Origin of the sequence: Longimicrobium sp., from assembly GCF_048594345.1 — a bacterium.
In the GTDB taxonomy this organism is placed as follows: domain Bacteria; phylum Gemmatimonadota; class Gemmatimonadetes; order Longimicrobiales; family Longimicrobiaceae; genus Longimicrobium.
On sequence record NZ_JBMDXM010000241.1, the window covers coordinates 24953 to 36612 of the forward strand.

Sequence of the window (11660 nt, forward strand, 5' to 3'; positions counted from 1 at the left end):
GGCGGACTTTGTGCCCTTGTAGCCGCGATTTCAATCGCCCAGGTAAAGGCCGGTCGGGTCACGTTTCTACGGGAACACGGGGAGGATCCCGCATGCCGCGTCACCCCACCGGCTGAGCCTCGGCCATGGTTTCCAGGGTGAGGGTCACCTGGCCGGGGATGCGCTCGGCTTCGTACAGAACCTGATAGGCGCGCTGGATCAGGCGGTTCATGTTGCAGCGCGGGTCGGTGCAGCTTACCGCGCCAATGGCCAGCGCGGGGGCGGGATCGTGGCCGGAGGCCAGCATGGCCAGCGACTCGCGGATGCGTTCCAGGGCGACGGCCGCGGCGGCGGGGCCGGCATCCACCAGCAGCAGCGCGAACTCCCGCCCGCGCGGCCGCGCCACCACGTCCGTGGCGCGCAGGGTGGCTTGCAGCGCGTCCACCAGCGCGCCGGCGAACGGCTCGCCCGCGGCGCCGGCGTCCAGGTACGCCAGCGTGACGGCCCGGCCGTGGCGCGCCACGGCCTTGTGCTCGTGCTCCAGCAGCCGGTAGAACGAGGCGCCCTCCGTGACCGCTTCGTCGCTGTCGCCGGGGGTGGAAACACGGTCGCGCATCCGCCGCAGCTCCGACGCCAGCACCGCCACCACGCCGAACACGGCCATGCGCGCCGCCGCGTTCCAGTACGGAATGAGGGGGTGCGAGTACGGGTGCTCGGTGTACACGTCAGCCGCCAGCCACGCCACCGCCCCCAGCGCCGACACCCCCAGCCCCGCCCATCGCCCCGCGTGCCACCCCGCCAATCCGGCGGGGATCACGTACAGCGGCAGCACGGTCAGCTCGTAGCCGGTGGCGCCGTCCAGCGCGCTGGCCACGACCATCAGCAGCACGGCTTCGGTGATGGAACGCGCGGGAGAGCGGCTTCGCTCCTTACGTCCGCTTTTCATGGAGAAGGTTCGGTCGGCGGGAAGGTGGCCCTTTTGAGGGGCGGGGGAGATGATGTGGTTTTGGAGAAGATACGCATCTTCGCACGAGAGTCGAGGATCTTCTCGCGCACGCTTGTCGATTCTGGTTCCGAGATGGCGGATGCTTCTCCAGATCGCGCATCAGGTGGTGAGATCCGCCGGATCCGATGCGCCCCGGAAGCTCATCCGTCGATCTACACCCTTCTCAAAAAAATTCTCATGGCCCCCTGCCGCATTCCATCCACTTCCCGTTCCCGAAACCCTATACGGAATCCGGGAAAACACCTGTCATTCTGAGCGAGCGAGCGCGACCGAAGAATCTCCCTCCCCTCGCGCGGAACCCCTTTCCGGGCAACGCCCGGGAACCCCGTCGTGACGGAAAGAACCGCGCGTTTCAGCATGGAGATTCTTCGGTCGGCGCCACTCTCCTGCGCGAACGGAGAGCGTTGCGCGGCGCCTCCCTCAGAATGGCACTTTTGTCGGATCTGGTATTACGATTACAAACGATCCCGTCTCGTCGACATCCCTCATCCCCACCCGACACCGAGAGTCAGTTCCCGCCGCGAGAGCAGCGGAAACGCCACGTAAAACTCTGTTGACTCTGCTAACTCTGTGTGAGGCCCAATCTTTTTGTCGGACCACGGAATCCGAGGAAACGGCACGCGCAAACTCCGTTAACTCCGTTGACTCCGTGTGAGGCCCAGTCTGTTGCGGAGCCTAGAGCATGCCGCGGCGCTTCACGTCCAGGTACCGGTTCACCACCGCGGGCACGGCGTCCCCGGGACGGGTGTCGGCCACCAGAACGCCGGCGCGCTGCATGGCGGCCAGCGCGGCGGCGCGGGCCTGCAGCAGCTCTTCGGCGGCGGCGCGGCGGTAGACGGTGGCCTCGTCGGTCGCGGTCTGCGCGGCGGCTGCTTCCAGATCCGGGTTGCGGATGGCGACCGCCAGCGGCAGGTGCCGGTCCGCCGCGCGGGTCAGCTGGGATACGACGGCCGCGCTCGCCAGCGGATCGATCAGATCCGTGAACAGCACCAGCAGCGACCGCTTGCGCACGTGCCTGGCCAGGTAGGTGAACGCGGCGGGATAGTTGGGCTCCACCATCCGCGCGTGCACCTCGCCCAGCGCCTCGGCCAGGCGGCTGACGGAGTTGCGCGCGGGGGGGATGAACGCCTCGACGCGGTCGCTGAAGACCAGCAGCCCCACCGCGTCGTCGTGCACGCGGGCCACGTCGGCCAGCAGCAGCGCGGCGGTGAGCGCGTAGTCCAGCCGCTCGCGCTCCCCCACCTTCTGCGTCATCAGCCGGCCGGCGTCGATGGCGATCACCACGTTCTGCCGCCGCTCCAGCTCGAACTGCTTGACGATCAGGCCGCCACGGCGCGCGCTCGCCTTCCAGTCCAGCGTGCGCGGATCATCCCCCCGCACGTACTCGCGCAGGCTCTCGAACGAGCCGCCCTCGCCGCGCTGGCGCACGCTGCGAAAGCCCGCCTCGCGCAGGCGGTTGCGCAGCCCCAGCAGCCGGTACCGCTTCACCTCCAGCACGCCGGGGACGACGCGCACCTCGTCCCCCCGCTCAATCCTGCGCTGCCGCCACGCCAGCCCCAGCGGGCCGGCGACGCGCAGGTGCAGGTCCCCGAAGACGCCGTCGCCGCGGCGCAGCGTCGCGACGGTGTAGGGGGCGCGCTCCTCCTGACGCGCGGGGATCCACACGTCCGCCACGTCGTCGCCCACACGCTCCAGCATCGGCGGCAGGTCGTCCGTCACGCGGACACGGACGCGGCGGCGGGTGCGGTTGCCGATGCGGATCTCCACCTCCGCCCGCGCGCCCAGCGAGATGCGCGCGGGGGTGCGCCGCTCCAGCCGCAGCTGGTCCTCTGGGGGGATCGAGAGCGCGTCGGCGATCAGCAGCAGGACGAGGACGGCGTCCACCCCCAGCGCGACGGCGGGGCTGAGCAGAAAGAGCGGCGCGGCCGCGGCCAGCAGGGCCAGCCAGCGTCCGGAGGGGAGCAGGCTCACGCCGCGCCGCGCGGGGCGGGGACGGTGTTCAGCAGGCCGGCCAGGCGCTCGTCCACCGTCTGCCCCTCTACCTCCGCCTCGGGCGTGAGCACCACGCGGTGGCGCAGCACGGGGAGCGCTAGCGCCTTGACGTCGTCCGGCGTCACGAAGTCGCGGCCGGAGAGAAACGCCTCCGCGCGCGAAGCCAGGAACAGCGCCACCCCCGCGCGCGGCGACGCGCCCAGCGCCAGGCTGGGCTCCTCGCGCGTCGCCCGGACGATGCGGGTGACGTAGTCGCGCACGATGGGCTCCACGTGCACCGTGGCGACCGCCTGCCGCAGCTGGATGATCTCTCCGCCCGCCAGGATGGGCTTGATGCCGTACGTGTCCGCGCGGTCGGCGCTGAAGCCGTCCACGTAGCGGTCCAGGATGGCGCGCTCCGCCTCGGCGCCGGGGTAGCCGACCACGATCTTGAGGAGAAAGCGGTCCAGCTGCGCCTCGGGAAGGGGATACGTTCCCTCGTACTCCACCGGGTTCTGCGAGGCGAAGACGGTAAAGCCGGCGGGGAGCGGGCGCGTCTGGCCGTCCGTGGTGATCTGCCGCTCCTGCATGGCTTCCAGCAGCGCCGCCTGCGTCTTGGCCGGCGCGCGGTTGATCTCGTCCGCCAGCAGCAGGTCGGTAAAGAGCGGGCCGGCGTGGAAAGAGAAGTCGCGCCGCAGCTCGTCCAGCACGTTCACGCCGATCAGGTCCGTCGGCATGAGGTCGGGGGTGAACTGCACGCGGCCAAAGCGCAGGTCCAGCGCCATCGAAAGCGCGCGGATGGAAAGCGTCTTGGCCGTCCCCGGCACCCCTTCGAGCAGCGCGTGGCCACCGGCCAGCAGGGAGATCATCATCTGCCGAAGCATCTCCTCCTGCCCCAGCACCACCCCCGAAAGCTCGTCCAGCACCCGGTGCGCGCGGTCGCCCGTCGCACCGTCCTGCGTCGTCATCGTCATCTATCGCCGTACCTCGTCCAGTAGCCGGTCCACGCCGCGGGTGAGCGCCACCAGGTCGCCCGAATGCCCGCGCTTCCACTCCTGCTCCAGCTCCGCTGCGGCCTCGCGCCCCACGGGGCTCTGCTTCGCCATCCGCTCCAGCATCTCGCCCCCGGCGCGGTCGTCCGCCGGCGCGCGCCGCCCCAGCCGCCGCGCCATCCCCGCCAGCAGCAGCCGGCGCACCGTGCGCCGCGCCCCCGCCTGCCGGTACGCCCCCGCCAGCGCCTCCACGTGCTCCAGCGGCGACCGGCGGCGCAGCGGCGGCGGCTGCAGCGGCGCGCCCAAGCGGCGTCCACCCGCCCAGAGCAGCAGCAGCGCAGCCGCCAGCAGCTGCAGCGCCACGGGCCCGGAGGCAAAGCGGCGCACCATCGTGAGCGTTCCGCCCAGCAGGCTGCCGTCGCCGCTGAAGCCCTGGTGGTACTCGTCAAAGAACGTGGTGTCGCGCGCCTCCGCCAGCGCGCGCACCAGCACGTGCGCGGCGCCGCTCTCCTCGAGCCTGCCGTTGAGCAGCGGCTGCGCGTCGGAGACCGCGATCACCCGCCCCCGGCCCAGCGGCCAGGTGATGACGACCGGAACGCTGTCCACGGCCAGCACCGTCTGCACCCCCTTTTTGCCCAGCGCGGTGGAGCTGGTGCGAAAGCCGCGGCGAAACCCGTCCACCCGCGCGGCTCCCGCCGTCCAGCGGTGTGGGCGCGCCGTGGCCGAGCGGGTGGTACCCAGCAGCGGGTTCACGTCGGGGAGCAGGACGGGGATCAGGCCCAGCGAGTCGTACATCGCGCCGCCGTAGTCGTAGCCGGTGGCGGCGAAAAGCAGGGTGCCGCCGCGGTGCACGTGCTCCATCACCACGGACGTTTCTTCCTCCGTGAGCGCCTTGAGGGGGGCGACAATGGCCAGGGTGCCGTGCAGCGAGTCCGCGTCCAGCAGCGGGTCCGTGCGCCGGGCGACGGGAAGGTCCAGCTCCTCCATCGTCCAGTACAGCGCCGCCAGCCCATCGCCGGAACGGACGAAGGTGGAGGCGCGCGGGTCGCCGCTGTCGTCATTGGCGGCCTGGCGCCCGGCGAGGGCGGAAAGGGCGATGATGATGATCACCAGCAGCACCACCAGCCCGCCGTCGCGCCTACCCACGGCCGTTGGCCCCCGCCGCGGCGGCGCGCAGCCGCTCGTACCCCTCGCCGTCCAGCGCCCGCCCGCCAAAGACGGCGGGCTCAAAGCCGCGCAGGAATGCCGTCAGCGCCCCCGCCGCGTCGGGGTCGCGGCGGACTTCGCGGCGGTAGTCACCCGGCGTCTTGGCCGGGTCGTAACGCACGGCGCCCGCCGCCTCCAGCCGCAGCAGCAGCGCCTGGTACAGAGCCACGGCGGCCTCGCGGTAGCGCCCGGCGGCGGCGGCGCGGCGGGCTTCCTCCTCCCACTCCGCGGCGCTGCGGGCGCGGGCGTTGGTGGATCCGGGACCGGGCCTGGCTTCGCGGGAGCGGTCCGGAAGGTCGCGCGCCTCCATCCGCAGCAGCGTGCTCCACAGCAGGTAGCCGATGATCGCCAGCCCCGCCGCCACCAGCGTGCCGATGACCGCCCAGTACACCAGCGGGCTGGCGTCGCGCAGGTTGCCGAACTGGTCGAACCAGTCGCCCACGCGGGCCCAGAACTGGCGCCACCACGCGCGCAGGCCGTCCAGCGCGCCCGGCTCGCGGGGCGCCAGCTCCGGTCGCGCGTAGGTGCGGCGCAGCGCCTCGTCCACCTGCGCGGCGGTGGGGATGCCCGTCTGCATCAGGTGCCGTCCAGGATCTCGCCCACGTTCATCGGGCGACGGTGCGGGAGCATCGACAGGATCGATCGGAAAGGCCGGGGCCATGCGGGGCCCGTGCGGGCGATGGGGAACGAAAAGCTATGCGGGGAGCGCGCGCCGGTCAAACGTGGCGTTTGCGCGGCTCGCTGCATCGTGCTGAATCCGCACAAGGGAATGGGTTTCACACGGAGTCAACGGAGTTAACGGAGTTTTCTCGTGCCGATTCGTCCTGGTTTGTGCCGAGTCTGCGAAAAGAATGATCTCACGCAGAGTTACCAGAGTTAGCAGAGTTTTACGTGGCGTTTCTCCGATTTCCGTCCGGAGCCGGAATCTCAGGTATCGGGTGCGGATGGGGAAGGTCGACGAGGCAGGAGCTTGGGTGAGGGCGTCGGAAACGGGAAGTGGATGGAATGCGGCAGGGGGCCATCCGCGTTTTTTGGGGGAACACCATTCCCGCCATCCACATCGCGTGGCTGCAGGCGCGGAGGGACGAGGATCGGTGGATGATGTCCGGAGCGCAGCGGAAGCATGTCGATCGCACCACCTGATGCGCGATCCCTGAAACCGTCCGCCACTTCAACGCGCGAGGTGAGCGGCGTTCCCGGCGGCCCCGGATGATCTGGCGCGGATTGTCGCCCGGGTGCTGGACGATGGGGCCGGAAAGGGGAGCGCGGCGGGCGCGCTCCCCTTGTTCGGCGATGCCGATCAGTCGCCGGCGACAGCCAGCTGGTCGGTCATCATCTGCACGTCCAGCGCTTCGGTGCGTACGCGGCGATCGAAGTACAGCAGCACGATCACGGCGACCATGAACGGCGTGGTGAGAATGCCCACGCCCATGGAAAGCACCTGCTGCGTGATGAACTGCCCCGGGGTGGGGAGGGCCTGCGGGTTCATCATCTGGGCGAACCCGCCGGTGAACGCCAGCACCGCCATCATGGGCAGGTAGGTGATCAGGATGGTCACCAGCATCAGCCCGATCACCCGCCCCAGCGCACCGCGGGCCAGGGTGAACGACCGCTCCAGCGCCTCCAGCGGGCCCGCCCCCTCCACCACGATGGCCGGCCCAACCGCGAAGAGCAGGCCGATGATGCCCAGGTACGCGGCCATCACGACCACGAACATCAGGAACATGCCCACCACGGCGGCGGCTCCGCCCATGGAAGAAAAGATGCCGATGAGGATGCCGCCCAGCAACGCCACGGCAAAGAAGGCAACCATGCCGCCGATGCCAATCAGGAACATGGAGCCCAGCAGCGGAAGCGCGGCGCGTAGGCCGGCCCGCATGCCATCGCCCACCGAGGTGGGCTGGCCCGTGTACGACTGCGCCGCCTCGCGGGTAAGCCCGCCCCACATGATCAGTACCGCCGCGATGGCTACCGCACCGAGCAGCATCAGCCCGCCGAACGCGGCGCCGATCAGGGCGGTCGGATCGTCGGTGGTGGCCGCCGCCACAAAGCCGCCGCCCAGCACCACGAATCCCACGATCATCACCGCGGTGGGGATCAGTGCTGTGAGGATGAACGTGACGAAGTTGCGCCGGTACAGCGTGAACGCGCCGTCCAGGATCTCGCCAAAGCCGAGGGGGCGAAGGGGGGGAAGCGCCATGCGCCTGCTCCTTTGATGCTGATTCATGGAAGGGAGGTGCCGCGGGCCCGGAGGGTGTGAGCCCGTACCGCTGAAGACACAACAGGGTAGGGGCGGAAGCGCCCGTCGTCAACACATTGGTTTCCGCACCCTCGTGAGGGTGTCGTCACCATCCCACCTGCTGCCGACAGAGGCACGCTGTCATCCTGAGGGAGCGCACGCCCGTAACTTTCTAGAACCACAGAAGCTTGCGCGACCGAAGGATCTTTGTCGGGTCGCGCGAGACCCAGCCCTCGGGAGCCGTTTCAGTCCCTCGGCTGGGAAGACAAGGTCCTACGGTCGGCGCCAACCTATTGTGTGAACGCTGGTTAGGCGCGGGGCGACCCCTCCGGATCCGGTTGAGTCTGACCTTTCACCTCCGGTGCTGCCGGCGCCATCCTTTGGTCGGCGCCAGAGTGCTTCTGTAGCAGCAGGTTCGCGGCACGACGAGGGGACGTGAACAGCTCTCGAGGGCTGGGCCCGTAGCGACCCGGAAAAGATCCTTCGGTCGCGCGCAACCTCTTGTGGCTATGAAGGTTCGGGCGTGCGCTCCCTCAGGATGACAGCGTGCTTCTGGAAGGAAAAACCTGGGTCAGGCATTAGCGGAGCCGCACCGGCACCGGCGCCGAGGCGCCCTGCTCGATGGTGCGATGGCGCTCGTCGGACCAGGCCAGGCGCAGCGTGGTGGTGTCGCCGGGGAGGCGCGCCAGCGTCCAGCGGTAGCGGGTGCCGCCCGCGGGCTGCAGCTCCGTGGCCGTGGCCATCACCTCCGTGCCACCGGCGAACAGGTGCAGGTGGCGCCCGTCCGCCGTCCACCCGGTGGGCCCCAGCACCAGCTGCGTCCCGGCGTCCAGCTCCACCACCAGCGGCTGCGCCACCTCAGCGCCGGCGGCGGGGCTCACGATGGCCAGCGCGGGGACCGCGGCCGCCGCGGGCCCCGCGCCGGTGTCCGAGCCCCCCGGCAGGAACGAGCGTACGGCGTAGACCAGCCCCAGCAGCAGGAGCAGCCCCCCGATCACCCCGAACACCCGGTCCGACGCCAGCCGTTCCCCCGCCTCCGAATCCTTGTCCGCCGCCATCCCGTTCTCCCGTCCGCAGTTGCATGCCTCCGTGCTGGCGTGGAAGATGCGACTTGCCGGCGCGCCGCGCGAGGGGGCTGCTTGCCGGCAGGTAGGGGGAGGGGCTATATTGGATGTCATGCGAACGCTGATCACGCTGCTGCTGCTGGCCTGCTTTGCCTGGACCCAGGCGACGGTGGCCGATTGCCCGATGGCCGCCGTGCCGTCCGGGCAGGCGGAGCACGCGGCGGCGTCCGCATCTTCCCATTACGGCCACCACGCCCCCGCGCCGGCCCCCGCCGAGCCGCGGAACGACGAGCGCCACCCGCCCTCGCCCGCGCAGCACCTGGCGAGCGGGTGCGGCGTGCTGGCGGCGTGCGGCGCGGCCGCCGCGCCGTCCGCGTCCGCCTCCCTCCTGGCGCTCGACGCGCCCCATGCCGACGGCCTGGCCGCCGGGCGCGACGCGTACGCATCTCCCACGCTTTCCTTTGATCCACCCCCTCCGCGAAGCGCGCTCCGTTCATAGCCGGCGATCGCCCGTCCATCCTGGGACCGGGCGCGTATGAACCGAGAGGCGAACTTCGAGGATGAGAAGGATCATGACGGCCGCGGCCCTGCTTGTGGGCGCCGCGGTACCGGCCGCACTTTCCGCGCAGCAGCACCAGCACGGAGCCGTGCGCGCCGACACCACGCACGTCCATGCCGACACCACCCGCGCGGATTCCGCGGATCCGCACCGCACGCACACGGATTCGCAGCATCGGGAGATGATGCGGGCGGACTCCGCGCGCGAGCGGATGATGCGGCCGGGCACGGTGAACCGCCCGCTTCCGCCGCCGCCCGCGCCCCCGCCGCCACCCGCCGCGGCGGATCCGCACGCGGGTCACGTGGGGCACGACGCCAGCGCGAAACCCGCGGACCCGCACGCCGGGCATGACGGGAACGCGGCGGCCGCTCCGGCGGGGGTGCACGCCCACGCGGAGGGCGCGCCGGGCGGGCACCGGATGCTGATGAAGCCGCTGGGCGAGGGGTGGAGCCTGATGGGGATGGCGCAGGCGTACCCCATCGTCACCACGGGGCTGGGGAACGAGTCGTCGGAGCTGTCGCAGACGGAGCCGTACCTGACGCAGCCGGCGCTGATGATCAACCTGGAAAGCCCGGGGAGCCGCTTGGTGCTGCGCTTCACGCTGAACTTTGAGGGGATCACGCAGCCCGGCGGCGAGCTTACGGCGGGCGGATGGGGCGAGGGGTTCATCGACCGGCGCCATCCGCACACGCTGCTGCACGAGTTCATGCTGAGCGCCAACCTGTGGAACGTGGCGGGTGGCGACCTGTCCCTGTCCGCCGGCAAGGGGTTCGCGCCGTACGGCACGGACGATCCCATGTCGCGCCCGGTGGCGAAATATCCCACGAACCACCACCTTTCGCAGATCCTGGAGCGGTGGACGGCCAACGTTGTTTATCTTGGGGGGCCCTGGAGCGTTGAAGCGGGACTGTTCGGCGGCGCGGAGCCGGAGGGGCCGTACGACTTCTCGAATTACACGGCGTTCGGCGACAGCTGGTCGGCGCGCGTCATCCGCCGCTTTGGCGGCACGGGGACGGCGGCGCGCTGGGAAGTATCGGGCTCGTACGGCAGCGTGGCCGAGGCGCACCACGGCGGCAAGGAGCGCACGGCGCTGGTGAACGGCTACCTGCGCCACGCGGCCACGCACCGCTTTGGCACGCTGTACTCGCTGGTGGAAGCGTCGCGCAGCGAGCCGGAGGGGGCGGCGCAGGGCTACTACGCGCTGCTGGCGGAGTCGATGGCGGGCATCGGGCGCCACCGCCCGTACATGCGGGTGGAGTACAGCACCCGGCCGGAGTGGGAGCGCGAGGACGGCGACGTGTTTCGCTACCACCACGACGACGATCCGGTGGGCGCCAGCCGCTGGTTCATCGCCACGGCGGGGTACGGGTGGCAGCTGAGCGGCTTTCCCGTCAGCACCATGCCCTTCGTGGAGCTGCAGCACAACCGCGTGTGGCACGAGCGCGGCGAAGCGGACGTCCAGGCGCTGTTTGGCGACGACCGCTTCTGGGGGATCAGTCTGGGGGTGCGGCTGTTTCTGGGAAGCGCCGGGCCCATGCGGATGGGCAGCTACGGCGTGCTGGACGACATGACCTCGAATCACCGGCCCATGCCCTGAGTGGGACGGGCCACGGCGGATGCTGATGACGCGGACCATTTTCAAGACCATCTCCCGGGGCCGTCGCGCGCTGCTGCTCGCGGCGGCCCTGGCGTGCGCCCTCGTTCCGGCGCCCGCCGCCGCGCACACCAAAGTGGAATCGGCCCAGCCGGCGGACGGCGACACGGCCCACGGTGCCGTGCGCGAGGTGCGGCTGCGCTTCTCCCGTCCGGTGGAGAGCGAGCTGACCACCATCACCCTGTTCCGCGGCGGCGCGCAGGTGGCAGCCGGCGCGACCAAGGAGGAAGGGAGCGAGGGGCGCGGCTTTGTGCTGGCGCTCCCCGCGCCGCTGGAGCCGGGCGACTACACCGCGCGGTGGAAGACGGTGGGCGGCGACGGGCACGTGCTGGAAGGCTCGTGGCGCTTCGCCGTCGCGCCCGTGGCGGCGGCGTCGGAGGTGCCGGAGGGGACGCCGGCGGCCACGGGGCTGGTGCAGGCGCCGCCCCCGCCGCCCACCACGGACGGCACGGACGACGCGCTGGAGGAGGAGGTGGGCGAGGCGGGGCGGCCGCTGGCGGTGGCGGTGCGCTGGGCCTGGTTCGCGGCGCTGCTGGGGATGATCGGCGCGGTGGCGTTCCGCTACGGCGTGCTGCCCCGGCTGGACCGCGACCCGGTGCTGCGGCCGATCGCCGCTCGGGCGGAGGCGGCGGTCTGGTTTGTCGCCCTGGGCGCGGCGGCGCTTTCCGTCGCCGCGTTGTTCGGGCGGCTGTGGATGCAGGTGGCGGCGCTGGGCGGCGGCGAGGCGGCGTGGGACGGCGCCCGGCTGGACGTGCTGCTGCGGCAGACGGGGTGGGGGCTGGCCTGGGTGCTCCAGGCCATCGCCACGCTGGCGTTCGTCATCGGCCTGTTCATCGCCAGGGCGCCGTACGGGCGGGGGGTGGGATGGATGGGGGCCGGCGCCGGCGCGGTGCTGCTGGCCGCGGTTCCCGCGCTCTCCGGCCACGCGGCGTCCGTGGGGCGGCTGAACGGCGTGGCCATCCTCAGCGACACGGTGCACGTGCTGGGCGC

At 71.2% G+C, this 11660-nt stretch carries 10 protein-coding genes; 3 read left to right on the forward strand and 7 right to left on the reverse strand.

What is annotated here, in order from left to right; genetic code table 11:
* Positions 1-100 precede the first annotated feature (100 nt).
* From ACOJUJ_RS25080 to ACOJUJ_RS25110, 7 genes are all read right to left on the reverse strand, one after another.
* Positions 101-925 carry a diguanylate cyclase domain-containing protein gene (locus ACOJUJ_RS25080; protein WP_420129668.1) on the reverse strand — a complete coding sequence of 275 codons (825 nt, stop codon included), beginning with the start codon at positions 923-925 and terminating at the stop codon, positions 101-103.
* A 735-nt stretch (positions 926-1660) separates the two neighbouring features.
* Positions 1661-2956 carry a DUF58 domain-containing protein gene (locus tag ACOJUJ_RS25085; RefSeq protein WP_420129669.1) on the reverse strand — a complete coding sequence of 432 codons (1296 nt, stop codon included), beginning with the start codon at positions 2954-2956 and terminating at the stop codon, positions 1661-1663.
* On the reverse strand, positions 2953-3930 hold the full coding sequence (locus tag ACOJUJ_RS25090) for an AAA family ATPase (RefSeq protein ID WP_420129670.1): 978 nt from the start codon (positions 3928-3930) through the stop codon (positions 2953-2955). Before ACOJUJ_RS25090 ends, ACOJUJ_RS25085 begins: the two co-directional genes overlap by 4 nt.
* Positions 3931-5094 (reverse strand): DUF4350 domain-containing protein, encoded by a 1164-nt coding sequence (locus ACOJUJ_RS25095; protein WP_420129671.1) that lies wholly within the window; start codon positions 5092-5094, stop codon positions 3931-3933.
* Positions 5087-5731, reverse strand: a complete 645-nt coding sequence (locus tag ACOJUJ_RS25100; RefSeq protein WP_420129672.1) for a DUF4129 domain-containing protein — start codon at positions 5729-5731, stop codon at positions 5087-5089. Before ACOJUJ_RS25100 ends, ACOJUJ_RS25095 begins: the two co-directional genes overlap by 8 nt.
* A 723-nt stretch (positions 5732-6454) precedes the next feature.
* Complete coding sequence (locus tag ACOJUJ_RS25105; RefSeq protein ID WP_420129673.1) at positions 6455-7354, reverse strand: hypothetical protein; 900 nt, start codon at positions 7352-7354, stop codon at positions 6455-6457.
* Between the two features lie 617 nt (positions 7355-7971).
* Entirely contained in the window at positions 7972-8451 is a 480-nt protein-coding gene (locus tag ACOJUJ_RS25110) for a hypothetical protein (protein ID WP_420129674.1), read from the reverse strand.
* Positions 8452-8569: 118 nt separating this feature from the next.
* On the opposite strand from ACOJUJ_RS25110, the gene ACOJUJ_RS25115 reads away from it, so the two are divergent.
* From ACOJUJ_RS25115 to ACOJUJ_RS25125, 3 genes are all read left to right on the forward strand, one after another.
* Positions 8570-8956, forward strand: coding sequence for a hypothetical protein (locus ACOJUJ_RS25115; protein WP_420129675.1), 387 nt, complete (start codon positions 8570-8572; stop codon positions 8954-8956).
* Between the two features lie 73 nt (positions 8957-9029).
* A complete protein-coding gene (locus ACOJUJ_RS25120) occupies positions 9030-10613 on the forward strand; it encodes a hypothetical protein (protein ID WP_420129676.1) in 1584 nt (527 codons plus the stop codon).
* Positions 10614-10638: 25 nt separating this feature from the next.
* The coding region (locus ACOJUJ_RS25125) for a copper resistance CopC family protein (RefSeq protein WP_420129677.1) at positions 10639-11660 on the forward strand (1022 nt) is incomplete at its 3' end.